Below are 24,489 nucleotides of genomic sequence, written 5' to 3' on the forward strand. Positions count from 1 at the left end.
CGGCTACTCCGGCAGCCCGCCCTGGCTGCCTGCCCGCCCACCCGACTGGAATAAGCGCCATGACCGGGACGCCAGCTTCGACCCTGCCGACCTCGGCCGGCACCCCCGTGCCTGCCCCCCGTGACACCCCATCGCCCCGCCCCGACCTGCTGCCCCTGCCCGGCGCGCGCCCGCAGGTGACCGGCCCGGTGCGCGGCAAGCTCTACATCAAGACCCACGGTTGCCAGATGAACGAGTATGACTCGGGCAAGATGGCCGACGTGCTCGCCGCCGAAGAGGGGCTGGAGCTGACCGACGACCCGGCCGAGGCCGACGTGCTGCTGATGAACACCTGCTCGATCCGCGAGAAAGCGCAGGAGAAGGTGTTCAGCCAGCTCGGGTACTGGAAGGCGCTGAAGAACAACGGCCGGGGCGTGATCATCGGCGTGGGCGGCTGCGTGGCCTCGCAGGAAGGCGAGGCGATCATCAAGCGCGCCCCGCACGTGGACCTGGTGTTCGGCCCGCAGACCCTGCACCGCCTGCCCGAACTGATCCGCCAGCGCCGCGAATCCGGGAAATCGCAGGTCGACATCAGCTTCCCGGAAATCGAGAAGTTCGACCGCCTGCCCGAGCCCCGCGCCGAAGGCGGTTCGGCGTTCGTGTCGATCATGGAAGGCTGCTCCAAGTACTGTTCGTTCTGCGTGGTGCCCTACACCCGCGGCACCGAAGTCAGCCGCCCGTTCGAGGACGTGGTGGTGGAGGTGGCGCAGCTGGCCGCGCAGGGCGTGCGCGAGATCAACCTGCTCGGCCAGAACGTGAATGCCTATCGCGGCCCGTATGGGGAGGGCGAGGTGGCCGACCTGGGCCTGCTGATCCGCACCATCGCCGAGATCGACGGGGTCGACCGGATCCGCTTCACTACCTCGCACCCGCTTGAATTCAGCGACTCGCTGGTGGATGCGTACCGCGACGTGCCGCAGCTGGCCAACTTCCTGCACCTGCCGGTGCAGGCCGGCAGCGACCGCGTGCTGTCGGCGATGAAGCGCGGCTACACCGCGCTGGAGTTCAAGGCCAAGATCCGCAAGCTGCGCGCGGTGCGCCCGGACATCTCGATCAGCTCGGACTTCATCGTCGGCTTCCCCGGCGAAACCGAAGCGGACTTCGAGAAGACCATGAAGCTGATCGAAGACGTAGGCTTCGACCACAGCTTCTCCTTCATCTATTCGCGCCGTCCCGGCACTCCGGCGGCTGATCTGGAAGACACCACTTCCGACGCGGAAAAGCATGCACGCCTGTCGCGCCTGCAGGCACGCATCAATGAGCAGGCTGCGGCCATCTCCCAGGCGATGATCGGCACCGTGCAGACCGTGCTGGTGGAGGGCCCGTCGCGGCGCGACCCCAACGAGCTGACCGGCAAGACCGAAAACATGCGCTCGGTGAATTTCCCGGGGCAGGCGCGCCTGGTCGGGCAGCTGGTGGATGTGGAGATCACCGAGGCGTACAGCAACTCATTGCGTGGGCGGCTGGTGGTTGCCTGATCGGGTACCGCGCAGCCACGCAGGGCGTGGCTCTACGGGATCCCCGCCACCAGCGTAGAGCCACGCCCTGCGTGGCTGCGTGGCTGCGTGGCTGCATGGCTGCGCGGCTGGTCAGCAAATGATCACCCCTGGCCGCCCCTTGCCGCCATTGGCCTAGCGACGGTTATCCACACGTTTCTCCCGCAGCCGCCCACAGCCGGTGTGGAAAACCCCCCGCACATGTCCATTTTTTGACCACGACTGTGACAGCGTTGCCGCAGTAAGGCTGCCGTCGGCTATCCACAGGTTGCTGCACCGCTGCTGCACAGCCGCTGTGGAGAACCGGGACCCTGTGGCGGGGCCTCCGGGCGCGCGCTACCCTGTCTTTCCACCTGCCGCCGCCGCACGCAATGACCGCACTGTCACATCGCGACTTCACCCTGGCTCCCGAAGACACCGAACGCCTGGCCAACCTGGCCGGCCCCTTCGACGAACACCTGCGCCAGATCGAACTCAAGCTCGGCGTGGAGATCGCCAACCGTGGGCACGTGTTCCGGGTGACCGGACCGAAGGCGGTGACCGAGGAAGCGCAGGCGCTGATCGAAGCGCTGTACCAGGAAGCGGCCGAGACCCGCTTCGACAGCCACGCCATCCACCTGCGCCTCAACCAGGCGAACGTGGAGCACGTGGTCGAGCGCAGCTACGAAGCGCAGGAGGTCGCGATCAAGGTCAAGCGCGGCACGGTGCGCGGGCGAGGCGCCAACCAGGCCCGCTACCTGCACCAGATCGCCACCCATGACATCAACTTCGGGATCGGCCCGGCCGGCACCGGCAAGACCTTCCTGGCGGTGGCCAGCGCGGTGGATGCGCTGAACGAAGCGCGCGTGCAGCGCCTGATCCTGGTGCGCCCGGCAGTGGAGGCCGGCGAGAAGCTGGGCTTCCTGCCCGGCGACCTGAGCCAGAAGGTCGACCCGTACCTGCGCCCGCTGTATGACGCCCTGTATGAAATGCTCGGCGTGGAAAAGGTGATCAAGCTGCTGGAGAAGAATGTCATCGAGATCGCGCCGCTGGCCTACATGCGCGGGCGCACCCTCAACGATGCCTATGTGATCCTGGACGAAGCGCAGAACACCACGGTGGAGCAGATGAAGATGTTCCTGACCCGGCTGGGCTTCGGCTCCACCGCCGTGGTGACCGGCGACCTGACCCAGACCGACCTGCCCAAGCACGTGAAGTCGGGCCTGCGCGATGCGGTCGAGGTGCTGCGCGACGTGGACGGGGTGAGCTTCACGTTCTTCGAAGCGCGCGACGTGGTGCGCCACCCGCTGGTGGCGCGGATCGTCGGCGCGTACGACCGGCGCGACCTGCAGCAGGTGAAGCCGGATGCTTGACGGGGCCATCCGGGCGGCACCGGGACACGCGTGGCGTGTCGCAGCGGGGCGCGCGATAATGCGTCCCTCCTGTAGCGAAACACCGGTATTGCCATGACCAAGGGCCCCGTCCGCCTCGATGTTGCCGTCAGCTATGCCCTGCCCCGGGCCGGGTTGCCGTCGGCAGTGAGTTTCCGCAAGTGGGTGGCCGCCGCCTTGAAGGGCCGCATCCGCGAGGCCGACCTGGCGATCCGGCTGGTCGACGCGAAGGAAGGCCAGTCGCTGAACCGCCATTACCGGGGCAAGGACTACGCCACCAACGTGCTGAGCTTCCCGGCCGAGCTGCCGGAAGGCCTGCCCAAGGGGGTGAAATTCCCGCTGCTGGGTGACCTGGTGATCTGCGCGCCGGTGGTGGCCAGCGAGGCGGAAGAACAGGGCAAGGCGCTCAATGCGCACTATGCGCACCTGACCGTGCACGGCGCGCTGCACCTGCTGGGCTGGGACCATGAGGACGACAAGGAAGCCGAAGCGATGGAACAGCTGGAGCGCGAGATCCTGGCCGACCTGGGCATCGCCGACCCGTATGCCGGCGAGCGCTGAGCCGCCCTTTTCCTGACGGACTCCTTCGCATGAACCTCCTGCGCACTGCCTGCCTGGGCCTGCTGGCCCTGGCGTCCGCCCCGGTCCACGCCGCCCCGGCCGCGCCGCCCACGGCGGGCGACACCGCCCCACGGCTGGACCTGGCGGCCCTGATCGAATGCCGCCAGCGCGTGGCCGACCATGACGCGGTGGCGCCGGTGGTGGCCGACCCGCTGAAGGCCGTGGCCAACGGCATGCAGCCACTGCCGCCGACCAACCCGTTCATGAGCGAGTTCCGCCTGGCTGCGCCGTTGACCGTGTTCGGCCAATCCACCGAGTACGTGGCGGTATCCGGGGCCAGCATCATGGCGATCCTGGACGTGGCCGACCCGCGGCCGATGGCCAAGGCGCTGGCACTGGAGGACGGGGTCGACACCCCGGAGAAGTTCATGGCCGGCCGTGAAGTGGTCAGCCGCGACGTGACCGACCCGCGCACTGGCGAACCGATGATCGAATCGATCATCCTGAGCCTGTCCACGGTCAAGACCCACCCCGGCAAGACCCTGGCCGGCTGCACCTACAGCCTGGACCTGCCCGCCGAGGACGAGCAGGCGCCGCCGCCCGGCGACGCCCCGGCCGGTACCCTGCCCCCGTCCGTGAACACCCTACCGGAGCACCGCTGACAGCGGCCCGCATCCTGATAGACTGGATCCAACGCCCGGCTCGCCGGGTGCCTTTTTTGCAGAGATGTCTGAAGACGACAGTAGTGGCTCCGTTGCGGAGCAAAATGAAAAGAAGCGCAGCTGGCTCGAACGCCTGACCTCTGCCTTCTCCGGCGAACCCCACACCCGCGACGAGCTGGTGGCGGTCCTGCACACCGCGCATGACGACGGCCTGATCGCCGCGGACACGCTGCGGATGATGGAAGGTGCGATTTCGGTCGCCGAGCTGACCGTTGGCGACGTGATGATTTCGCGTTCGCAGATGGTGTCGCTGCCGGTGGAGGCGCCGTTCCTGGAGCTGATGAAGCAGGTGGTCGAATCCGGCCATTCGCGCTTCCCGGTGCACGGCGACAACAAGGACGACATCCTCGGCGTGCTGCTGGCCAAGGACCTGCTGCGCGGCGTGGTCGCCGACAACGGTCCGGCCAACGTGCGTGAGCTGCTGCGCCCGGCGGTGCTGATTCCCGAGGCCAAGAAGCTCAACGTGCTGCTCAAGGAATTCCGCCTGTCGCGCAACCACATGGCGATCGTGGTCGACGAGTACGGCGGTGTCGCCGGGCTGGTCACCATCGAGGACGTGCTGGAACAGATCGTCGGCGAGATCGACGACGAGCATGACGAGGCCGAAGACCACACCGCGCAGATCGCGATCCAGGCCGACGGCCAGTACGTGGTCGATGCGTTGACGCCGATCGGGGATTTCAACGAGCGTTTCGGCGCCGCGTTCCCCGACGATGACTACGACACCATCGGTGGGCTGGTCACCGAGGCAATCGGCCACCTGCCCGAAACCGGCGACGAACTGACCCTGGACCGCTTCGTGTTCCGGGTCGCCCGTGCCGACGCGCGGCGCGTGCAGGCGTTCCACGTCACCGTGCTGCCGCCCGACACCTCCATCGAGGATTGACCCACGCCATGCGGCCCCTGCTGATGCGGTGGCCGTTGTGCCGCCTGTTGTTCCTGCTGGTCCTGGCCAGCCTGCCGGCGGCCGCCCTGGCCGCCCCCGAGCCCGCGCCCGCGCCGGTTGCGGCGCCGGCGGCGGAAACGCCGCCGCCGCGCATCGGCATCGTCACCATGCAACCCGGCGAGATCTTCTTCGAGCGCTTCGGGCATGACGCCATCGTGGTGGTCGATCCGGAAACCGGTGCGGCCACCTCGTACAACTTCGGCTACTTCGACCCGAGCGAACCCGACTTCATCAGCCGCTTCATCCGCGGCGACATGATGTACTACCTGGTCGCCCTGCCGCTGGAACAGGACCTTTCCTACTACCGCGACAGCGGCCGTGGCGCGCACCTGCAGTGGCTGGACCTCACGCCCGACCAGGCCCGCACGCTGGCCGCCTCGCTGGCCGAGCGCGCCCGGCCGGAAAACGCCCGCTACCGCTACGATTACTACACCGCCAACTGCGCCACGATGGTGCGCGACGCGATCGATGGTGCGTTGGGCGGCGGGCTGCATTCGCAGCTGTCCGGGCGCTCGCGCGGCAACACCTACCGCAGCGAATCGGTGCGTCTGGCCTCGCCTGCGCCCTGGATGTGGCTGGGCTTCGACATCGGCCTGGGCCCGTTCGCCGACCAGCCGCTGTCGCGCTGGCAGGAAGCCTTCGTGCCGATGCGCCTGGCCGCGGCACTGCGCGAGGTGCGCAACAGCGAGGGCCGACCGCTAGTGCAGGCCGAGCAGGAACTGCTTCCGCACCGGATCGCGCCGGAGCCGGCCGAGTCCGCGCGGCAGTGGTGGCCCTGGCTGCTGTGCGGGCTGTTGATGGCCGCCGGCGTATTCGCGCTGCGCCGCCGGCGTCGCCTGCTGGGCGGACTGGCGCTGCCGGTGTGGCTGTTCTGCGGGATCGCCGGCGCGCTGCTGACCTTCCTGTGGGGCTTCAGTGCGCACCACGCGGCCTGGGCCAACCGCAACCTGCTGCAGCTGTCGCCGTTGTGCCTGCTGTTGCTGCCGGGCGCGATCACCCTGCTGCGCGGGCGCACCCCGCGCACCTGGTTCCGGGTCCTGGCGTGGTCGGTGGCGGCGTTGTCCGGGCTGGGCCTGGTGCTGCACTGGCTGACCCTGCAGCCGCAGATCAACCTGCAGTGGATCGTGCTGATGCTGCCGTTGCACGTAGCGCTGGCCTGGGTACTGGGCCGTCGTGACCCGGCTGTCACGGGCCACTGACGCAGGATATCGCCCATGGAAAGCACGAGCACCGACAATCCCGCCTGCGTCATCAACTGCGTGCACTACGACGACCAGGGCAAGCGCCACGACATCGCGCTGGATGCGATCAGCGATGTGATCGCCAGCAACAATGGCTTCGTCTGGGTGGGCCTGTACGATCCCGCCGATGCGGTGCTGCTGAAGCTGCAGGAAGAGTTCAACCTGCACGACCTGGCGATCGACGATGCGCGCAACGCGCACCAGCGGCCCAAGGTCGAGGCCTACGGCAATACCCTGTTCGTGGTGGTGACCACCGCGCAGCGGGTGCAGGACCGCATCGAGTACGGCGAGACCCATGCCTTCCTCGGCCCACGCTTCCTGGTCACGGTGCGCCACGGCGCATCGCTCTCCTACGCGCCGGTACGCGCACGGGTCGAGCGCGAGCCGCAGCTGCTGACCATGGGCGCGTCGTATTGCCTGTATGGCGTGCTGGACTTCGTGGTCGACAACTACCTGCCGATCACCACCGATTTCCGCGACACCCTGGATTCGCTGGAAAAGGACATCTTCGCCGACAGCTACCAGCGCAGCACGGTGGTGCGGCTGTATGAGCTCAAGCGCGAACTGAACAAGATGCGCATGGCGGTAGCGCCGCTGCAGGACGTGCTGGCGCAGCTGCGCCGCTACCCCGGCGAGCTGATTCCCGACGAAGTGAAGCTGTACATCCGCGACGTGCATGACCATGCGGTGCGGATCAGCGATGTGATCGACACCCTGCGTGAAATGCTGGGGACGGCGCTGAACGTGAACCTGTCGCTGGTGACCCTGGCGCAGGGCGAAACCGTGAAGCGGCTCGGCGCCTGGGCGGCGCTGCTGGCCGCCCCCACCCTGATCACCAGCTGGTACGGCATGAACTTCGCGCACATGCCCGAGCTGGACAAACCGTGGGCCTACCCGGCGATGATCGTCGGGGTGGGCGCGATCTGCGTAGGGTTGTACGGGTTGTTCAAGCGCGCGCGTTGGTTGTAGACCGTATCGACCAACGGTCGATACCTACCGCGAGACCCGGTAGGTGACGACCGTTGTTCGTCACCCGCATCACGCCACGTAAACCGTCTTGATGTTCATGAACTCATGGATGCCGTGGTCAGCCAGCTCACGGCCGAATCCCGAACGCTTGCTGCCGCCGAATGGCAGCCGTACGTCGCTCTTGACGATGGCGTTGACGAAGGCGGCGCCGCATTCCAGGCGCTTGGCGATGCCTTCGGCGCGCACCGCATCGGCGCTCCACACGCTGCCACCCAGGCCGAAGGTGGTGTCGTTGGCAACGCGCAGCGCGTCCTCGTCGTCGCGCACACGCAGGATGGCGGCCACCGGCCCGAACAGCTCTTCCTCGTACGCGGGCATGCCCGGCACCACGTTGTCCAGGATCGTCGCCGGATAGCCGGCATGGGTGCCGGCTACCGGCTCGCCTCCCAGCAGCACCGTCGCACCCTTGGCCACGCTGGCCTGTACCTGCTTGTGCAGCTCGTCGCGCAGATCCGCCCGCGCCATCGGCGCCAGCGTGGTCTTCTCGTCCTGCGGGTCGCCATACACGCGGTCAGCGGCGGCGGCCACGAACTTCTCCACGAACGCATCGGCGATCGCATCGACCACGATGAAGCGCTTGGCCGCAATGCAGGTCTGCCCGCTGTTGTCGAAGCGCGACTTCACCGCAGCGGCGACGGTCTTCTCAAGATCGGCATCGTCCAGCACCACGAACGCATCGCTGCCGCCCAGCTCCATGACGCATTTCTTCAGCTGGTCGCCGGCGTTGGCCGCGATCGAGCGCCCTGCCCGCTCGCTGCCGGTCAGGGTCACGGCCTTGACCCGCCTGTCGCGCAGCACCTCGGCGGCCTGGTCGTTGTCGATGTGCAGCACGTCGAACACGCCTTCGGGCAGGCCACCGTCGCGGCACGCGGCCAGGATCAGGTCGGCGCACTGCGGCACGTTGCTGGCGTGCTTGAGCAGCGCCACGTTGCCGGCCATGAAGGCCGGGGCGAGGAAGCGGAACACCTGCCAGATCGGGAAATTCCACGGCATCACCGCGAACACGCAGCCGATCGGCTCGTAGCGCACATAGCTGCGCTGGGCTTCGGTATCGATCAACTGCGGCTTGAGGTAGTCGGCAGCGTGGTCGGCGTAGTACTCGCACGCCAGCGCGCACTTCTCCACCTCGGCCAGCGCCTCGCCCTTGAGCTTGCCCATCTCGCTGGTCATCGCGCGCTGGATCTCGTCCCTGCGCGCGCGCAGCTGAGCCGCGATGCCACGCAGGACCACGCCGCGAGCCTGCAGCGACTGCCCCGCCCATTTCGGGAACGCCCCGGCGGCCGCGGCAAGGCGCTGCTCGATGGCCTCGTTCGTGAGCAGTTCGTGACGGTAAGTGACCACGCCCGTGGCGGGGTTGACGATCTCGACGGTCATCGCGCATCTCCAGAAGACAGGCGACCATTCTGCGCCTGCCTTCGTGAGCCGGATGTTGCCGGGTCTGGCCGACAGGGCAGCACGGGTGCGACATTGCGTTTCGGCAGCGACCCGCCCCGGCGCCGTAGCGCCGGGCACTGCCCGGCAGCCGTCAGCCCTTTTCCTGCAATGCCATCTGCATGTCGCGCTGGCGCCGCTTCTCGCTTCGCGCGGTGATGAACCAGCCAATCACCGCCGCGATCGATACTGCCAGCACCATCAACGTGGCCAGCGCATTGATCTCCGGCTTGATCCCCATGCGCACCGACGCGAACACTTTCATCGGCAGGGTGGTCGAGTTCGGTCCGGCGACGAAGCTGGCGATCACCACATCGTCCAGCGACAGGGTGAAGGCCAGCAGCCAGCCGGCCACCAGCGCCGGGGCGATGATCGGCAGGGTGATCTGGAAGAACACCTTCAGCCGGCTCGCGCCCAGGTCCATCGCGGCTTCCTCCAGCGAACGGTCCAGTTCCTGCAGGCGCGAGGACACGATCACGGTCACGAAGGACAGGGTGAAGGTCACGTGCGCGATCCAGATGCTGCCCACGCCGCGGCTGGGGAAACCGGGAATGCCGCCCATCGCCACCAGCAGGGTCATCAGCGAGAAGCCCAGGATCACTTCCGGCATCACCAGCGGTGCGGTGATCAGTGCACCGAACACGGTCTTGCCGGGGAAGCGCTTGAAACGGGTCATCACCATGGCTGCCATGGTGCCCAGCACCGTGGCCGCGCTGGCGGTCCAGAACGCCACTTTCAGGCTGACCCACAGCGCGTCGAGGATCTGCCGGTTGTTGAACAGCTCGCCGTACCAGCGCGTGGAGAAACCCGACCACACCGTGGCCAGTTTGGATGCGTTGAACGAGTAGATCATCAACAGCAGGATCGGCAGGTACAGGAAAGCAAAGCCCAGCCCCAGCACCGACCAGCCCAGCCACCGGTTGCGGCGGACCATGCTCATGCCAGCTTCCCTTCCAGCGCACGCTGCTGCACCCGGTTGAACAGCAGGATCGGTACCAGCAGCAGGGCCAGCATGACGATCGCCACGGCCGAGGCGGTGGGCCAGTCGCGGTTGTTGAAGAACTCGCCCCACAGCACCCGACCGATCATCAGCGTGTCGGGTCCGCCCAGCATTTCCGGGATCACGAATTCGCCCACGGCCGGAATCATCACCAGCATGCAGCCGGCAATGATGCCGGTGCGCGACAGCGGCAGGGTGATCTTCAGGAACGCCTGCCAGGGTTTGGCACCGAGGTCGTAGGCGGCTTCCAGCAGGCGGTGGTCCAGTTTCACCAGGTTGGCGTACAGCGGCAGCACCATGAACGGCAGGTAGCAGTAGACGATGCCGATGTACGCGGCGGTCGGCGTGTACAGGATCTGCAGCGGCGCATCGATCAACCCGATCTTGAGCAGGACCTGGTTGAGCAGGCCGTTGCGGTCGAGGATGCCGATCCAGGCATACACGCGGATCAGGAACGAGGTCCAGGACGGCAGCACCACCAGCATCATCGCCACGTTGCGCGCCGCCGGCGACATCCGCGAGATCACGTACGCCATCGGATAGCCGATCAACAGGGTGAACAGCGTGGCGATCACCGCGATCTTGATCGAACTCAGGTAGGCCAGCACATACTGGCTGTCCCTGACCAGCGCCGCGTAGTTGCCCAGGCTCAGCTTGAGCGAAAACGCACCGTCCACGTATTCCAGCAGCCAGGTGTACGGCGGCGAGCCGACCTGGGTGCGCGCGAACGAGATCATCAGGATGATCACGAACGGCACCGCGAAGAACAGCAGCAGCCACAGGTACGGCGCGGCGATCACGCCGCTGCGCGTCCCGGGAAGCCAGCGCTTCCAGCCGGTGGCGCTCATGAGGTGAGCACCACGCCGTCGTTGTCGCGCCAGTGCACCCACACGCTGTCGCCCCAGGTCAGGCCGTCGCTGGCCCAGCGCTGCGAGTTGGCGAAGTTGCTGAGCACCTTGGCCCCGCCGGGCAGGCGCACGTGGTAGACCGAATGGCTGCCAAAATAGGCGATCTCCTCGATCACCCCCTGCGCCTTGTTGGTGTCGCCGGCCGGTTCTTCCTTGCCGATCATCACCTTCTCCGGGCGCAGCGCGAACGCCACTTCCTGTCCTTCGTAGCCGGTGATGCCGTGGGCGACGTAGATCGGCGCCGGGAACAGCGGCGTGCGCACGGTGACGTACTCGGGCAGGTCTTCGTCGATCACGCCTTCGAACAGGTTGACCGAACCGATGAACCCGGCCACGAACCGGTTGGCCGGCTGCTCGTAGATCTCGTCGGGCTTGCCGACCTGCTGGATCCAGCCGGCATCCATCACCGCGATGCGGGTGGCCATGGTCATAGCCTCTTCCTGGTCGTGGGTGACCATCACGCAGGTCACGCCGGACGTTTCGATGATGTTGACCAGTTCGATCTGCATCTGCGAGCGCAGTTTCTTGTCCAGCGCGCCCATCGGCTCGTCCAGCAACAGCAGCTTGGGCCCCTTGGCCAGCGACCGCGCCAGCGCCACGCGCTGCTGCTGGCCGCCGGACAGCTGGTGCGGCCTGCGCTTGGCCAGCGCCTGCAGCTGCACCAGTTCCAGCATCTCCCCCACCCGCCGACGGATGGCATCGCGGGTCAGCCCGTCCTGCTTCAGGCCGAAGGCGATGTTCTGCTCCACGCTCATGTGCGGGAACAGCGCATAGGACTGGAACATCATGTTGATCGGCCGCTGGTACGGCGGCAGCGCGTTGATGCGCTGGCCGTCCAGGTCGATGCTGCCGGCGGTGGGCGTCTCGAAACCACCCAGGCAGCGCAGCAGGGTCGACTTGCCGCTGCCCGACCCGCCCAGCAGGGCGAAGATCTCGCCCTTGCGCACGTCCAGGCTGACGTCATCCAGGGCGACGAAGCCGTCGAATTCCTTGCGCAGCGCGCGCACGGACAGATAGCCCGGCTCCAGGGCCGGGACGACCTCGCCTTCCGGCTTGGCTTCAAATGGCATGGGCAACGGCTCCGGGAGGGGCTCAGCGCCCGGTCTTGATCTCGGTCCACAGGCGGGTGTACAGCTTGTCCACCTCCGGCGGGTTGATCGAGTAGGTGAACATCTTCGCGGCCACCTCGGCCGGCGGGTAGATGGTCGGGTCGTTGCGGATCGCTTCGTCCACCAGCGGCGTGGCCGCGCTCACCGGGTTGGCGTAGTGGATGAAGTTGGTGTTGGCCGCCGCCACCTTCGGGTCGAGCAGGTAGTTGATGAAGGCATAGGCCGCTTCCGGGTGCTTGGCATCCTTGGGAATGGCCAGCATGTCGAACCACTGCGGCGCGCCTTCCTTCGGGATCGAATAGGCCACGGTCACGCCGTTGGCCGCTTCGGCGGCGCGGTCGCGGGCCTGGATGATGTCGCCCGACCAGCCCACCACCAGGCAGGTGCCGCCGTTGGCCAGCGAGCCGACATACTGCGAGGAGTGGAAGTTCTGCACATACGGGCGGATGCCCTTGAGCAGGTCGGCGGCCTTCTGGATCACCGCCGGATCATGGCTGTGCGGGTCTTCGCCCAGGTAGTGCAGCGCGATCGGGATCATGTCGGCCGGGGTATCCAGGATCGTGATCCCGCAATCCTTCATCTTCGCGATGTTTTCCGGCTTGAAGATGAGGTCCCAGCTGTTGGCGATCTCGCTACTGCCGCCGAAACGCTCCTTGAGCATCTCCACGTTGTAGCCGATGCCGGTGGTGCCGATCATGTACGGCACGCCGTACTTGTTGTCCGGATCCTGCTGCGCGATGCGCTTCATCATCTCCGGATCGAGGTTGGCCAGGTTCGGGATCCTGCTCTTGTCCAGCGGCAGGAACACGCCCGCCTGGATCTGGCGGCCGAAGAAATTCAGCGTCGGTACCACCACGTCATAACCACTGCCACCGGCCAGCAGCTTGGTTTCCACCATCTCGTCGCTGTCGAACACGTCGTAGGTCACCTTGGTGCCGGTGGCCTTCTCGAAATTCGGAATGGTGTCTTCGGCGATGTAATCGCTGTAGTTGTAGACGTTCAGCACCTTGCTGTCGTCCTGTTTTCCACCGCCGCAAGCGCTGAGCAGGGAGACGGCAACGCCGAGGGTGAGGATTCGCAGCTTCATTGGACGCTCCACGGGTCAGTGCGGGGTGGGGGAACCGGGCAGACCGGCCTGACGGGTGCCAGCCTACCGGGCAGCTGGCCATTTTCCCAGCACACCGCCCTCACGGCCATGCCTGATCGGGCGGCTGGCCGGGGTCAGACGTTCAGCAGCAGGAATTCCCGTTCCCAGGAGCTGATGACCCGGAAGAAGGTCTCGTATTCCTTGCGCTTGACCGACACATAGGCCCGGCAGAAACGCTCGCCGAGCATCTCGCGCAGCGCCGGGCACCCCTCCAGCCCGTCCAGCGCCTCGCCCAGCGAGCGTGGCAGGTCGTAACCGAGCTCCTTGGCGCTGCCGCTGACCGGCGCGGTCGGCGAGCCCTGCTCGCGGATGCCCAGCAGGCCGGCGGCCAGGGTGGCGGCAATGGCCAGGTAGGGGTTGGCGTCGGAGCCGGCGAAGCGGCTTTCCACCCGCATGTTCTCCGGGGTGTCCATCGGCACGCGCAGGCCACAGGTGCGGTTGTCGAAACCCCAGTGGACATTGCTCGGCGAGACCTCACCGAAGACCAGCCGCCGGTAAGAATTCACGTTCGGCGCGAAGAACGCCATCGCCGCCGGCACGTACTTCTGCAGGCCCGCCAGATAATGGCCGAACAGCGGACTGAACTCCTCGCCGCCACTGTCGCCACTGAACACGTTGTGGCCGTCGCTGATCCGCACCAGGCTCTGGTGGATATGCATGGCACTGCCCGGCTCGGTTTCCATCGGCTTGGCCAGGAAGGTGGCGTACACCCCGTGGCGCATGGCCGATTCGCGCATGGTGCGCTTGAACAGGAATACCTGGTCGGCCAGGTCCATCGCATTGGCGTGGGTGAAGTTGACTTCCAGCTGGGCCGCGCCGGATTCGTGGATCAGGGTGTCCACGTCCAGCTTCATGGCGTCGCAGTAGTCGTACATCAGGTCGAGGATCGGATCGAACTCGTTGACCGCGTCGATCGAGTACGACTGCCGCGCCGTTTCCGGGCGACCGGAGCGACCGGCCGGCGGCAGCAGCGGGAAATCCGGGTCGGTGTTCTTCTGCACCAGGAAGAACTCCAGCTCCGGTGCCACCACCGGGCGCAGGCCCAGTTCGGCGTACGCATCCAGTACCCGGCGCAGCACGTTGCGCGGGGCCAGGTCGTGCGGTTCGCCGTGCTTGGTGTAGCAGTCGTGGATGACCTGCGCGGTGGGGTCGGTCGCCCACGGCACCATGCGCACGGTATCCGGGTCCGGGCGCAGGATCATGTCCGAATCCGACGGCGAGGTCAGCTCGTAGTAGTCGTCGGGGAACTCGCCGGTAACGGTGGTGGCGAAGATGCCTTCCGGCAGGCGGGTGCCATAGTCGTGCGAGAACTTGTCGGCGGGGATGATCTTGCCGCGCGCATTGCCGGTGATGTCCGGCACCAGGCATTCCACCTCGGTGATGCGGCGCTCCTTGAGCCAGCGCAGCAGTGCGCTTTCCTCCGCGACCGGCGCGGCCGCCTTGCGTGACGGCGCCTTGCGCGACGGGGCGGCCGCCTTGCGCGACGGAGAAGCAGCTTTGCGCGGACGCGATCGGGTGGCCATGCGGGCACGTTACCCCTGCGCGCCGCACGGGCGCAACCGCCGTCCTCACCGCCCGGCCACCTGCCGTCCACGCCGGTTGCTGGCATGCTGTGCGCATGAGCGAGTCCGCGACGAGCACGGCCGGCCAGCCGCACGCACCCAGCTGGTATGCCGACAGCGTGCCGGCCCAGCCGTTGCGCCCTCCCCTGCGCGGCGAGCAGGCCACCGACGTGTGCGTGCTGGGGGCCGGTTACACCGGCCTGTCCACCGCGCTGTCGCTGGCCGAACGCGGTTACCGGGTCACGGTACTGGAGGCCCAGCGGGTCGGCTGGGGCGCGTCGGGCCGCAACGGTGGCCAGGCCATCGTCGGCTACGGCTGCGAGGTGGATACCCTGGAGCGGCTGGTGGGCAACGCCGACGCCCGCCTGCTGTTCGACTACTCGCGCGAAGGCATGGCGCTGCTGCGGCAGCGCCTGCAGCGGTACGCGATCGCCTGCGACTGGCGCGAGGGCCACGCCAGCGTGCCGATCAGCGCACGCCAGGAGCGTGGGCTGCGGCGCGGCCTGCTGACGCTGGCCGAGCGTTATGACTATCCCCTGCGGTGGTGGGACCGCAGCACCCTGCGCCAGCAGCTGGACAGCCCGCGCTACCGCGGTGCGATGTTCGACGCCGCCAGCGGCCATCTGCACCCCTTGGCCTATGCACAGGGGCTGGCGCGCGCCGCGGAAAGCCTGGGCGTGGTGATCCACGAAGCCAGTCCGGTGCTGGCGCTGGCGCGCGGCCCGCGCCCGCAGCTGCGCACCGCCAGCGGCACGGTCAGCGCCAATCAGGTGGTGATCGCCGGCAATGCCTGGCTGCAGGGCATCGCGCCGGAACTGGAACGCCGGATCATGCCGGTGGGCACCTATATCGGCGCCAGCGCGCCACTCGGCGCAGCGCGCGCCCGCGACCTGATCCGCAACGACATGGCGGTGGCCGATGTCAGCTGGGCGCTGGACTACTTCAAGCTCAGCGCCGACCACCGGCTGCTGTTCGGCGGCCGCGCCAGCTATTCGGCGCTGCCGCCGCCGAACCTGCGCGGGGTGATGACCCGGCGCATGCACCAGGTGTTCCCGCAGCTGGCCGACGTCGGCATGGAACAGGTCTGGGGCGGCTATGTGGACATCACCCGCAACCGGGCCCCGCACTGGGGCCGGCTGACGCCCACGGTGTATTTCGCCCAGGGTTTCTCCGGCCACGGCGTGGCAGCGACCGGCCTGGCAGGGGCGGTGATCGCCGAGGCCATTGCCGGGCAGAACGAACGTCTCGATGTGTTTGAGCGCATTCCGCACCGGCCGTTCCCCGGCGGACGGCTGCTGCGCACGCCGCTGCTGGTGGCGGCGATGTCCTGGTACAAGCTGCGCGATGTGCTGGGATGAATGGAAGTTGCCACGCAGGGCGTGGCACTACGGTCGCTTGGGGGCCGGTGGCGGATTGGGTGGAAGCTGAGGCCGTTTGATGCGCGGTGGCGCATCCGGATTGGCAGGGTCGGGGCGCCGGCCAGCCGGGAGGGGCGGATTTGACCCTTTACGAAGAAATGCCATCGTCCCCTCCTCTAGCGGGTAACAGTTCGACCCATCGAACATCGTCTGCACGAATGATTATGCCATCGAGGGCATCAAGGACGAGCGGTGGCCCATCCTCGAGGACCCACGCAGGGTCCTGAAGATAGAACTGCCCCAGGCATGGATCCACAGGCCATTCCTTGGGCCAGCCCGTGAGCCGCCTGCCGTCCTTCAGATGAAGAATGACGTCGGAAGAATGGGAGGCCAGAACGCAGAACCATTCGCTGGGATGCGCACTGCGTGACGTTAATCCCTTCTTTCGCAGCCAAGTGTGGAATACGTCCTTGTTGACTGCGGCCGCTACGACCGATCCCAACAGTATCGCAACGATCACCGACCATAGAAGGTGACTGGTAGTCGTCCACGCTGCGATCGCCAGTGGTCGTCCCACCGCCTCCAGCAGCATCCGGATCAACTCGGTGAGACCTTGCACGACGATCGTGAAGACCAACGCCTCAATGGTCCTCTCGAACTGGCCCGGTTTGGGATGGGAGGTCAGTCCGTAGAACATCCAGGCAGCAAGGAACCCCGGCAGCAGGAACTGCAGGAACGGCGTCACCTCGGAGAATGTGGTACCCATCGTCTGATCGTTCTGCCTTGACCCCTCGATCGTAGTCACTGGGCATCGAGCCGAGCGTGCGCCGGCTCCCATTCTGTCCTCCCTGTGATTGATTGTTCCTACTGGTCCTCAAGCAGGCCACGTGCCACATCAGTCGGTCTCCACCCCACCCAGCAGCACCCGCCTCACAGATCCGAAGATTGACCCTAAAGTCGCGCGTGAAGACGCCGATATGGTTTCCGACCCTCTCGGATATCGAGCGTACGCACCATGCCGGTACTGTTTCAGGGCGCTTTCGACAGCGACCCCGGTGATGACCTCCCCCAGCGGATCCTGCTGGTGGAGAACTCGCGCACGTTCACCACGATGCTCAAGGAAGCCATCGAGCAGCGGCTGGAGTTGCCGGTGTCGGTGGCGACCTCGCTGGCCGAGGCCGGGCGGCTGCTGGATGAGGAAAAGGGCTGGTTCCTGGTGCTGACCGGGCTGGTGCTGGCCGATGGCGACCGCGACAACGTGGTGGAGTACTTCCTGTCGCGCGGACTGCGCACGGTCGTGGTCAGCGGCGTGTACGACGAGGACCTGCGCAAGCGGGTGCTGCAGCAGCAGATCATCGATTACGTACTGAAGAACACCCCGGGCAGCATCGACTACCTGGTATGGCTGGTGCAGCGCCTGGAGCGAAACCGGCGTATCGCCGCGCTGGTGGTGGACGATTCGATGTCCGCACGCCTGTATGCCGCCTCGCTGCTGCGCATGTACGGCCATGAGGTGTACGAGGCCGCCGACGGCGCCGAAGGCCTGAAGGCGATCGAGGCGCATCCGGCGATCCGGCTGGCCGTGGTCGACCAGGAAATGCCGGGCATGGAAGGGGTGGAATTCACCCGCCGGCTGCGCACCCTGCGTTCGCGCGACAAGGTGGCGGTGATCGGGATCTCCGGCAACACCGACCCGTCGCTGATCCCGCGCTTCCTCAAGAACGGTGCCAACGACTTCCTGCGCAAGCCGTTTTCGCGCGAGGAGTTCTTCTGCCGGGTGTCGCAGAACGTTGACCAGCTCGAGCTGATCGGCACCCTGCAGGACCTGGCCACCCGCGATTTCCTGACCGGCCTGCCGAACCGCCGCTGCTTCCTCGAACAGAGCCAGCGCCAGCTGCCGCAGCTGCAGCTGAACGGCGAACAGGTCGCCGTGGCGATGATCGACATCGACCACTTCAAGCACATCAACGACACCCACGGCCATGAAGCCGGCGATGACGCCCTGCGCGCGGTAGCCGCCGCCGTGGCCGACCACGCGCGCGAACAGGACCTGATCGCCCGCTTCGGTGGCGAGGAGTTCTGCCTGCTGGTACCGGGGCTGGAAGAAGACGAGGCGGTTGGCTACTTCGAAATCCTGCGCCAGCGAGTGGCCGCGCTGCAGGTCGAACTGGGCCACACCACCCTGCGCATGACGGTCAGCATCGGCCTGTGCTGCCTGCGCGCGCAGGGCGATTCCCTGCACGGGCTGATCTCCGAGGCCGACCGCCAGCTGTACCTGGCCAAGGCTGCCGGGCGCAACCGGGTATGCAGCACGGGCGTGGCCACCGCCGCGCGCGAACCCGCGCTGGTGCCTTGATCGAGATCAACGCAGGGTCGCCCTGTCCTGCCTAGAGTCGTTCCCAGCGAACAGCACAGGGAACGCAGCATGGCACTTCTGCTCTGGCAGGACGACCTGAACATCGGCATCGAGGTGATCGACCACCAGCACATGCGGATCGTGGAGATGCTCAACCACCTGCACGTGGCGCAGACCAGCCTGCACAAGGTGGCCGTGGCCGAGGTGATCGACGAGCTGGTGGACTACACCATGTCACACTTCGCCTTCGAGGAAGAACTGATGGAGGAAGCCGGCTATCCGTTCTGCGCCGCGCACAAACGCGTGCACGAGATCTTCGGCAAGCGCGTGGCCGAGTACCGGCTGCGCTTCCAGGCCGGCGAGGACGTCACCGACGAGCTGCGCACGATGCTCTCGCGCTGGCTGTTCAACCACATCCGCGGCGACGACAAGGCCTATGCCGGGTCGGTCAAGCAGCACCTGAACCAGTTCGCCCGCGACCACCAGCAGGGCAGCTGGCTGGGGCGCACGCTCAAGCGGATCTTCCGCTGACCCGCTGCGGGCGGCCCATGGCCAGCAGCGCCAGGATGGTCACTACCGCGGTCAGGCACAGGTAGTAGCCGACCGCGACCAGACCGAAGCGCCCGGCGAGCCACGTCGCCACATAGGGTGCCGGCGCGGCGCCGAGGATGCCGGCCAGGTTGAACGACAGCGAGGCGCCGGTGTAGCGCACCTGCACCGGGTAGATCTCGGCCAGGAAGGTGCCGCAGGGACCGTAGGTCAGCCCCATCAGGAACAGCCCCAACGCCAGGAACCCGACCACCAGCCACGGGTGGCCGGCCTGGAACAACGGTGCGAACAGCACGCCGAAGCCGAGGATCAGGCCGCTGGCCACGATCATCGTGCGCCGGGTGCCCCAGCGGTCGCCGTAGCGGGCCGATAGCGGGATGCCGGCGGCGAAGAACAGGATGCCGACCATCTGCAGCAGCAGAAACTGTTCGCGGCTGTAGCCCAGCACGGTGGTGCCATGGCCCAGGGTGAACACCGTCATCAGGTAGAACAGCACGAAGGTGGCGAACGCGCCCAGCGTACCCAGCAGCAGCGTGCGCGGATGATGCCGCAGCACCGTCCACATCGGCAGGCGCACGCGCTCGTTGCGCTCCAGCGCGGCCTTGAACTGCGGGGTCTCATGGATGTTCAGGCGCACCCACAGGCCCACCGCCACCAGCAGCGAACTGGCCAGGAACGGCATGCGCCAGCCCCACTGCAGGAAGTCCGCATCGCTCATGGCGCGGCCGAGCAGCAGGAAGATACCGGCCGACAGCAGGAAGCCCAGCGGCGCGCCGAGCTGCGGGAACATGCCGTACCACGCGCGCTTGCCCGGCGGTGCGTTCTCGGTGGCCAGCAGCACCGCCCCACCCCATTCGCCGCCCAGCCCCAGGCCCTGGCCGAACCTGCACAACGCCAGCAGCGCCGGGGCCAGCAGGCCGATGCTGGCATGCGTGGGCAGCAGCCCGATCGCCACGGTGGAGATGCCCATGGTCAGCAGTGCCGCGACCAGGGTGGCCTTGCGCCCGATCCGGTCGCCATAGTGGCCGAACACCGCCGAGCCCACCGGCCGCGCGATGAAGGCCACGGCGAAGGTCGCCAGCGACTGCAGCAGCGCGGCGCCCTCGCTGCTGTCGGGAAAGAACAGGTGCGGAAACACCAGCACCGCCGCCGTGGCGTAGATGTAGAAGTCGAAGAACTCGATGGTGGTCCCGATCAGGCTGGCCAGCAGCACACGGCGGGGCGAATTGACGGCAGGGACAGCGGCGGGAGTCGACATCGTTCACGTGCGGGAAGAACAGCTGACCGATTCTGCCATGGGGGCGGCGCTGCCCGGCGGTATGGTTGCAGCAGCAACGGATGCGCGACCGGCGGGTACAATGGTCGGTCACGTCCCGCCTGCGTACCCGATTGCATGGAAATCGTCGTCAAAGAAGAACTCAAGGCCTACATCGACCCGCTGACCGCCGACGAGCACGAGGCGCTGGAGCGCAGCATCCTGGCCGAGGGCTGCCGCGATGCGCTGGTGTTGTGGAACGACGTGCTGGTGGACGGCCACAACCGCTATGGCATCTGCCAGAAGCACGGCCTGCCGTTCCAGACGGTGCAGAACACCCGCTTCCAGTCGATGGACGACGTGCACCTTTGGATGATCGAACAGCACCTGGGCCGGCGCAGCGTGTCCGACTTCCAGCGCGGTGTGCTGGCGCTGCGCAAGCGCGACATCCTGGCCGAGCGCCACCGCATCGAGCAGGCCCAGCTGCAGCGCGAAAGCGACGGCGAGATCGCCGACGCCACGCCCGAGGGGGATGAGGACAGCCCGCCGTGGGCGCCGGCACCGAAGGTCAGCCGTGCCGAGATGGCGCGTGAAGCGCGGCTCAGCAGCAACCAGGTGACGATGATCGAACGCATCCACAAGCGGGCCGCGCCGGAACTGGTGGAGGCGGTAAGGAGCGGGGTGATCTCGATCAGTGCGGCGGCGGCGGTGGCCGACCTGCCGGAAGAGGAACAACGCGCGGCTGCGGTGGCGGGCAAGGATGAGCTGAAGCAGGCCGCCAAGCGTGTGCGCGATGCCCGGCGCAAGCCGCGCAAACCGGCGCAGGAGGTGCTGCACGACGCCGATACCGGGCTGGAGGTCCACCCCAGCCGCGAAGCGGAGATCGCCGAGGCGCTCGACGCGCTGGGCGAAGGCCCGGCCGAACTGCGCCAGCGGGTGGTGGCGCTGACGCTGGAAAACGACGCACTGCGCGGCCAGTTGGCGGCACTTCGCCGGCAGGTCAGCGAATCGCCCTGATCCGCGTAGCCGGCCAACGGCCGGGGTGCGCGTCATCGCCTGCGCGCTGCCGCCCCACGATTTGCTTTGCAAACCGCGGGCTTCGCAATTTTGCACCCAAACCCCCGCCGCTTCGCGGCTGCCCCCTGACTCAGGGGGCCTCAAGCACCCAGTGTTCGCATCCAGACGGATAGACTGCCGGGATGAACAGCACGCCATCGGTTGACCCCCGCCGCGCCCAGCTGCGCCGCCTCAAAGCCATTGCCCTGGCCATGCTGCTGGCCATGCTGGTCGGCTTCGTGGTCAGCCACCTCAACGGCGAACGCGGCATCTGGGCCTGGGTGTCCGCGTTCTGCGAAGCCGCGGCGGTGGGTGCACTGGCTGACTGGTTCGCGGTGGTCGCGCTGTTCCGGCGCCCGCTGGGGCTGCCGATTCCGCATACCGCGATCATCCCGCACAGCAAGGAACGCATCGCCGACAGCCTGGCCGTGTTCGTGCGCGACCAGTTCCTGGAGCCGCAGGCGTTGCTTGCGCGGTTGCAGGTCTTCGATCCGGCCAGCCGGCTCGGCAGCTGGCTGGCCGACCCGGAACGCTCGAAGATGCTCGCCGACATGGCCCGCGGCTGGGCCCTGCAGGCGCTGGATTTCCTCGACGAGGCCGCCGTCCGGCGCAGCATCCAGGGTTTCGTGGTCGAACAGCTGCGGCAGTGGAATGCGGCCGCCACCGCCGGCGAGCTGCTGGGCCTGCTCACCGCCGACAACCGCCACCAGCGGGTGCTCGACGAAGGCCTGACCCGGATCAGCCAGTGGATGGATAACGAGGCCGTGCGACAGCGCGCGTCCGAGCTGATCGTGCGCTACATCCAGCGCGAATGGCCGAAGCTGGCCAGCACGGTGAACTGGGTCAAGCCGATCGACGAGATCGGCGACAGCCTGGCCGAGCGCATGGCGCATGCGGTGCTGGCCGAACTGCAGCAGATCCTGGCCGAACCGGAGCACCCGCTGCGCAGGGATTACGAGGTGTGGCTGGCCGACTACATCCAGCGCCTGCGCCATGATCCGGCGCTGGCCGAAAAGGTCGAGCAGCTCAAGCAGCACGTGATCGACCACCCGGCCGTGCAGGAGTATGTGCAGGGGCTGTGGGCGCGCATCCATGCCAGCCTGCGCGCCGACCTGTCCAGCGCCGACTCGGCACTGGGCGGCCACCTGCAGCGCAGCCTGGGCAAGGTCGGCCGCGCGCTGCAGGACGACCCCTCGTTGCGCGAGGCTTTGAACCAGCACCTGATGGACGGCGCCGAGCGCCTGACCAGCCGCCTGCGCGAGGGCGTGACCACCCACATCGCGCAGACTGTGAAGGGCTGGGACGAACGCCACCTGGTGGAGCAGCTGGAGCTGAGCGTCGGCCGCGACCTGCAGTTCATCCGTTTCAACGGGACCCTGGTGGGCGGTCTGATCGGGTTGCTGCTGCACGCGCTGACGGTGTGGATGCAGTGGTAGTTCGTCACGACCAACGGTCGTGACCTACCGGTATCGGCATCCCATCCGCCCGGTCACGACCGGGCGGATGGTTGACAGTTTGCCCGGGTGAAACTGCGATGTGGTTCGCGTATTCTGCCGCGCATTCAGGGCTGGAGTGGCCCGCGGGGGGAACCATGCGAAGGACGATCGTGACGTTGGCGCTGTGCGCGCTGGCCTGCAATGCCCATGCCGGGCGCGTGTACAAGTGCGCGGTGGGCGGCCAGACCGCCTACCAGACCGTGCCCTGCGCGCCCGAACACGACACCGGGGTGACCCGGCCGATCACCCGGGACCCGAACCTGAGCTGGGAAGAGCGCACCCGCGCCCAGCGCGAGCTTTACGATGCCCGCCGCCGCATGCAGGCCGACGCCGGCCGTGGCCAGCCGCCGGTGCGCGGCACAGTGATCGACGGCGCCGCCGATCCGGAACAGTGCCAGGAACTGCGCTCACGACGGGACTTCAGCGAGGCGTTCGGCCGCGCGCCCCCCGAGCACATCAACGACCAGATCGCCAAGGCCTGTTCTTCGCGCTGAACTCCATCTACCCCGCCACCGCCCGCACCGCTTCCACCAGCGCCTGCATCTGCGCCGGGGTGCTGAAGATGCCCGGGGTGGCGCGGATGCAGGCGCCGGAGGCCAGGCCGTCGCGGGCCAGCACGAACACGCGCGACTGCCGCAGCATGCGCTCGGCGGTGGCGGTGTTGGCCGCCATGCCGTGCTGGCCGCGCAGGCGGAATGCGGCGATGGCGCTGGACAGGCGCGGGTCGGATGAGGCCAGCAGCTGCACGCGTGGGTCGTCGCGCAGCGCATCCAGCCACTGGTTGCGCAGGCGCAACAGGCGCGCACGCTTGTTGGCCACGCCGATCCGCTCGTGCAATTCCAGCGCGAGCGGCAACGCCAGGAACGTCGCGAAATTGACCGTGCCGGTATGCACGCGCGAATCGATGACGTCGGTGTCGGCCTCGCCCATGTAGGGATCGATGTCGTGCAGCCGACCTTGGCGGATGTAGACCGCCCCGGCCCCCACCGGCGCGCCGATCCATTTGTGCAGGTTGATGCCGATGAAGTCCACGTCCAGTTCGCGCAACGGGGTATCGACCTGGCCGATGCCATGCGCGGCATCCAGCACCACATCCGCGCCGGCGGCACGGGCCAACGCGCTGATCTCGGCCACCGGTAACAGCAGGCCGTGACGATGGCTGACCTGGGTGAGCAGCAGCACGCGCGTGCGCGGGTAACGCGCCAGCGCCTGCCGGTAAGCGTCGACAATGGCGTCGTGATCGAAGGGCTCGGGCAGTGCGATGCTCCGGGCCTGCACCCCCCGCCGTTCCTGCAGCCAGTGCATCGCCGCGATGACGCTGTCATGGTCGGTGTCCGCATACAGCACCGTGTCGCCCGGCGACAGGCCGCGGTAGCCCCCGATCAGTATCTGCATCGCCTCGGTCGCGCCCCGCGTCAACGCGATCTCGTTGCTGTCCACGCCGAGCGCCTCGGCCAGTCGTGCCCGCGCCTGTTCAAACAGCGGAGGGAACGCGCGCCGGCCGAACCAGGCATTGTCGCGGTTCGCCAGCGCGGCGGCCTGCTGGAAGGCCTGCAACACCGGACGTGCCATCGAACCCCAGTAGCCATTGTCGAGCATGACCACCTCGTCGGTGAGGTCGTACTGCGCGGCGACCTGCGCCCACCAGTGCTCGTCGGCTGCCAGTTCGGCCGGGCTGCGCCCACCGGGATCGGGAAGCCTCACGTTGGCGAGGCCGGATGCATCGTGGTTGTCCATGCGCCGAGTATTGCAGCCACCGTGGCAAGACCCGGTAACGCTGCGCCTCCTGATCTTGCCGCAGCCAATGATAATGACTATCATTCCCGCATTGAATGTCCTCCTGGTGCGTTCGGAGCGC

Annotated in this window: 22 protein-coding genes; 13 read left to right on the plus strand and 9 right to left on the minus strand. The window is 67.4% G+C overall.

All coding sequences use genetic code 11. The features are described 5' to 3' along the window. The first annotated feature begins 59 nt into the window (after nt 1-59). The 7 genes from miaB (at nt 60) to FSZ13_RS03830 (ending at nt 7,344) form a co-directional block, all read left to right on the plus strand. The gene (gene miaB / locus FSZ13_RS03800) at nt 60-1,517 is read left to right on the plus strand and encodes a tRNA (N6-isopentenyl adenosine(37)-C2)-methylthiotransferase MiaB (protein WP_145478070.1); all 1,458 of its coding nucleotides are present in this window, start codon (nt 60-62) and stop codon (nt 1,515-1,517) included. A gap of 389 nt (nt 1,518-1,906) precedes the next feature. Continuing rightward, on the plus strand, nt 1,907-2,887 hold the full coding sequence (locus FSZ13_RS03805; RefSeq protein WP_145478071.1) for a PhoH family protein: 981 nt from the start codon (nt 1,907-1,909) through the stop codon (nt 2,885-2,887). 93 nt (nt 2,888-2,980) lie between these two features. Next, nucleotides 2,981-3,466 carry an rRNA maturation RNase YbeY gene (ybeY, locus tag FSZ13_RS03810; protein ID WP_145478072.1) on the plus strand — a complete coding sequence of 162 codons (486 nt, stop codon included), beginning with the start codon at nt 2,981-2,983 and terminating at the stop codon, nt 3,464-3,466. 29 nt (nt 3,467-3,495) lie between these two features. Continuing rightward, on the plus strand, nt 3,496-4,128 hold the full coding sequence (locus FSZ13_RS03815; protein WP_260844075.1) for a hypothetical protein: 633 nt from the start codon (nt 3,496-3,498) through the stop codon (nt 4,126-4,128). A 64-nt stretch (nt 4,129-4,192) separates the two neighbouring features. After that, a complete protein-coding gene (locus FSZ13_RS03820; protein ID WP_145478073.1) occupies nt 4,193-5,074 on the plus strand; it encodes an HlyC/CorC family transporter in 882 nt (293 codons plus the stop codon). 8 nt (nt 5,075-5,082) lie between these two features. Continuing rightward, nucleotides 5,083-6,333 carry a DUF4105 domain-containing protein gene (locus FSZ13_RS03825; RefSeq protein WP_145478074.1) on the plus strand — a complete coding sequence of 417 codons (1,251 nt, stop codon included), beginning with the start codon at nt 5,083-5,085 and terminating at the stop codon, nt 6,331-6,333. Nucleotides 6,334-6,348: 15 nt separating this feature from the next. Next, complete coding sequence (locus tag FSZ13_RS03830; protein ID WP_145478075.1) at nt 6,349-7,344, plus strand: magnesium and cobalt transport protein CorA; 996 nt, start codon at nt 6,349-6,351, stop codon at nt 7,342-7,344. Between the two features lie 69 nt (nt 7,345-7,413). Here the strand turns inward: FSZ13_RS03830 and FSZ13_RS03835 are convergent, their stop codons facing one another. The 6 genes from FSZ13_RS03835 to FSZ13_RS03860 all read right to left on the minus strand — a co-directional run bounded on the left by FSZ13_RS03835 (nt 7,414) and on the right by FSZ13_RS03860 (nt 14,522). Beyond that, nucleotides 7,414-8,778 carry an NAD-dependent succinate-semialdehyde dehydrogenase gene (locus tag FSZ13_RS03835; RefSeq protein ID WP_145478076.1) on the minus strand — a complete coding sequence of 455 codons (1,365 nt, stop codon included), beginning with the start codon at nt 8,776-8,778 and terminating at the stop codon, nt 7,414-7,416. Nucleotides 8,779-8,929: 151 nt separating this feature from the next. Continuing rightward, nucleotides 8,930-9,775, minus strand: a complete 846-nt coding sequence (locus tag FSZ13_RS03840) for an ABC transporter permease subunit (protein ID WP_145478077.1) — start codon at nt 9,773-9,775, stop codon at nt 8,930-8,932. Then, entirely contained in the window at nt 9,772-10,683 is a 912-nt protein-coding gene (locus FSZ13_RS03845; RefSeq protein ID WP_145478078.1) for an ABC transporter permease subunit, read from the minus strand. The genes FSZ13_RS03840 and FSZ13_RS03845 overlap by 4 nt, the downstream gene beginning before the upstream one ends. After that, nucleotides 10,680-11,813 carry an ABC transporter ATP-binding protein gene (locus FSZ13_RS03850; RefSeq protein WP_145478079.1) on the minus strand — a complete coding sequence of 378 codons (1,134 nt, stop codon included), beginning with the start codon at nt 11,811-11,813 and terminating at the stop codon, nt 10,680-10,682. The genes FSZ13_RS03845 and FSZ13_RS03850 overlap by 4 nt, the downstream gene beginning before the upstream one ends. 22 nt (nt 11,814-11,835) lie before the next feature. Beyond that, nucleotides 11,836-12,939, minus strand: a complete 1,104-nt coding sequence (locus FSZ13_RS03855) for a polyamine ABC transporter substrate-binding protein (protein ID WP_145478080.1) — start codon at nt 12,937-12,939, stop codon at nt 11,836-11,838. 134 nt (nt 12,940-13,073) lie between these two features. Continuing rightward, on the minus strand, nt 13,074-14,522 hold the full coding sequence (locus tag FSZ13_RS03860; RefSeq protein WP_260844076.1) for a glutamine synthetase family protein: 1,449 nt from the start codon (nt 14,520-14,522) through the stop codon (nt 13,074-13,076). Nucleotides 14,523-14,617: 95 nt separating this feature from the next. Between FSZ13_RS03860 and FSZ13_RS03865 the strand changes: the two genes are divergently transcribed. Beyond that, on the plus strand, nt 14,618-15,919 hold the full coding sequence (locus tag FSZ13_RS03865; RefSeq protein WP_145478081.1) for an NAD(P)/FAD-dependent oxidoreductase: 1,302 nt from the start codon (nt 14,618-14,620) through the stop codon (nt 15,917-15,919). 148 nt (nt 15,920-16,067) lie between these two features. Here FSZ13_RS03865 and FSZ13_RS03870 read toward each other — a convergent pair whose 3' ends face one another. Further along, on the minus strand, nt 16,068-16,685 hold the full coding sequence (locus FSZ13_RS03870; protein ID WP_145478082.1) for a DUF6338 family protein: 618 nt from the start codon (nt 16,683-16,685) through the stop codon (nt 16,068-16,070). A gap of 249 nt (nt 16,686-16,934) precedes the next feature. Here FSZ13_RS03870 and FSZ13_RS03875 point away from each other — a divergent pair, with 249 nt between their 5' ends. Together FSZ13_RS03875 and FSZ13_RS03880 are read left to right on the plus strand one after the other, a co-directional pair. Then, nucleotides 16,935-18,275 carry a GGDEF domain-containing response regulator gene (locus tag FSZ13_RS03875; protein ID WP_145478083.1) on the plus strand — a complete coding sequence of 447 codons (1,341 nt, stop codon included), beginning with the start codon at nt 16,935-16,937 and terminating at the stop codon, nt 18,273-18,275. Between the two features lie 69 nt (nt 18,276-18,344). Continuing rightward, nucleotides 18,345-18,806, plus strand: a complete 462-nt coding sequence (locus FSZ13_RS03880) for a bacteriohemerythrin (protein ID WP_145478084.1) — start codon at nt 18,345-18,347, stop codon at nt 18,804-18,806. Here FSZ13_RS03880 and FSZ13_RS03885 read toward each other — a convergent pair. Beyond that, nucleotides 18,787-20,082, minus strand: a complete 1,296-nt coding sequence (locus FSZ13_RS03885; protein WP_145478085.1) for an MFS transporter — start codon at nt 20,080-20,082, stop codon at nt 18,787-18,789. The genes FSZ13_RS03880 and FSZ13_RS03885 overlap by 20 nt on opposite strands. Before the next feature lie 135 nt (nt 20,083-20,217). On the opposite strand from FSZ13_RS03885, the gene FSZ13_RS03890 reads away from it, so the two are divergent. From FSZ13_RS03890 to FSZ13_RS03900, 3 genes are all read left to right on the plus strand, one after another. After that, complete coding sequence (locus FSZ13_RS03890) at nt 20,218-21,096, plus strand: plasmid replication/partition related protein (RefSeq protein ID WP_145478086.1); 879 nt, start codon at nt 20,218-20,220, stop codon at nt 21,094-21,096. A gap of 182 nt (nt 21,097-21,278) precedes the next feature. After that, nucleotides 21,279-22,571 (plus strand): DUF445 domain-containing protein, encoded by a 1,293-nt coding sequence (locus tag FSZ13_RS03895; RefSeq protein ID WP_145478087.1) that lies wholly within the window; start codon nt 21,279-21,281, stop codon nt 22,569-22,571. A 155-nt stretch (nt 22,572-22,726) separates the two neighbouring features. Next, the gene (locus FSZ13_RS03900) at nt 22,727-23,125 is read left to right on the plus strand and encodes a hypothetical protein (RefSeq protein WP_145478088.1); all 399 of its coding nucleotides are present in this window, start codon (nt 22,727-22,729) and stop codon (nt 23,123-23,125) included. A gap of 7 nt (nt 23,126-23,132) precedes the next feature. Here the strand turns inward: FSZ13_RS03900 and FSZ13_RS03905 are convergent, their stop codons facing one another. Beyond that, the gene (locus FSZ13_RS03905) at nt 23,133-24,368 is read right to left on the minus strand and encodes an aminotransferase class V-fold PLP-dependent enzyme (protein ID WP_145478089.1); all 1,236 of its coding nucleotides are present in this window, start codon (nt 24,366-24,368) and stop codon (nt 23,133-23,135) included. Between the last annotated feature and the right edge of the window lie 121 nt (nt 24,369-24,489).

Source organism: Stenotrophomonas rhizophila (assembly GCF_007667275.1).
In the GTDB taxonomy this organism is placed as follows: domain Bacteria; phylum Pseudomonadota; class Gammaproteobacteria; order Xanthomonadales; family Xanthomonadaceae; genus Stenotrophomonas; species Stenotrophomonas maltophilia_AE.

Coding starts and splice junctions, on each gene's coding strand:
- ybeY (WP_145478072.1), top strand. CDS start 2,981: ATGACCAAGGGCCCCGTCCGCCTCGATGTTGCCGTCAGCTATGCCCTG.
- FSZ13_RS03845 (WP_145478078.1), bottom strand. CDS start 10,683: ATGAGCGCCACCGGCTGGAAGCGCTGGCTTCCCGGGACGCGCAGCGGC.
- FSZ13_RS03815 (WP_260844075.1), top strand. CDS start 3,496: ATGAACCTCCTGCGCACTGCCTGCCTGGGCCTGCTGGCCCTGGCGTCC.
- miaB (WP_145478070.1), top strand. CDS start 60: ATGACCGGGACGCCAGCTTCGACCCTGCCGACCTCGGCCGGCACCCCC.
- FSZ13_RS03840 (WP_145478077.1), bottom strand. CDS start 9,775: ATGAGCATGGTCCGCCGCAACCGGTGGCTGGGCTGGTCGGTGCTGGGG.
- FSZ13_RS03900 (WP_145478088.1), top strand. CDS start 22,727: ATGCGAAGGACGATCGTGACGTTGGCGCTGTGCGCGCTGGCCTGCAAT.
- FSZ13_RS03835 (WP_145478076.1), bottom strand. CDS start 8,778: ATGACCGTCGAGATCGTCAACCCCGCCACGGGCGTGGTCACTTACCGT.
- FSZ13_RS03820 (WP_145478073.1), top strand. CDS start 4,193: ATGTCTGAAGACGACAGTAGTGGCTCCGTTGCGGAGCAAAATGAAAAG.
- FSZ13_RS03805 (WP_145478071.1), top strand. CDS start 1,907: ATGACCGCACTGTCACATCGCGACTTCACCCTGGCTCCCGAAGACACC.
- FSZ13_RS03875 (WP_145478083.1), top strand. CDS start 16,935: ATGCCGGTACTGTTTCAGGGCGCTTTCGACAGCGACCCCGGTGATGAC.
- FSZ13_RS03850 (WP_145478079.1), bottom strand. CDS start 11,813: ATGCCATTTGAAGCCAAGCCGGAAGGCGAGGTCGTCCCGGCCCTGGAG.
- FSZ13_RS03870 (WP_145478082.1), bottom strand. CDS start 16,685: ATGGGTACCACATTCTCCGAGGTGACGCCGTTCCTGCAGTTCCTGCTG.
- FSZ13_RS03855 (WP_145478080.1), bottom strand. CDS start 12,939: ATGAAGCTGCGAATCCTCACCCTCGGCGTTGCCGTCTCCCTGCTCAGC.
- FSZ13_RS03895 (WP_145478087.1), top strand. CDS start 21,279: ATGAACAGCACGCCATCGGTTGACCCCCGCCGCGCCCAGCTGCGCCGC.
- FSZ13_RS03890 (WP_145478086.1), top strand. CDS start 20,218: ATGGAAATCGTCGTCAAAGAAGAACTCAAGGCCTACATCGACCCGCTG.
- FSZ13_RS03905 (WP_145478089.1), bottom strand. CDS start 24,368: ATGGACAACCACGATGCATCCGGCCTCGCCAACGTGAGGCTTCCCGAT.
- FSZ13_RS03830 (WP_145478075.1), top strand. CDS start 6,349: ATGGAAAGCACGAGCACCGACAATCCCGCCTGCGTCATCAACTGCGTG.
- FSZ13_RS03825 (WP_145478074.1), top strand. CDS start 5,083: ATGCGGCCCCTGCTGATGCGGTGGCCGTTGTGCCGCCTGTTGTTCCTG.
- FSZ13_RS03865 (WP_145478081.1), top strand. CDS start 14,618: ATGAGCGAGTCCGCGACGAGCACGGCCGGCCAGCCGCACGCACCCAGC.
- FSZ13_RS03885 (WP_145478085.1), bottom strand. CDS start 20,082: ATGTCGACTCCCGCCGCTGTCCCTGCCGTCAATTCGCCCCGCCGTGTG.
- FSZ13_RS03880 (WP_145478084.1), top strand. CDS start 18,345: ATGGCACTTCTGCTCTGGCAGGACGACCTGAACATCGGCATCGAGGTG.
- FSZ13_RS03860 (WP_260844076.1), bottom strand. CDS start 14,522: ATGGCCACCCGATCGCGTCCGCGCAAAGCTGCTTCTCCGTCGCGCAAG.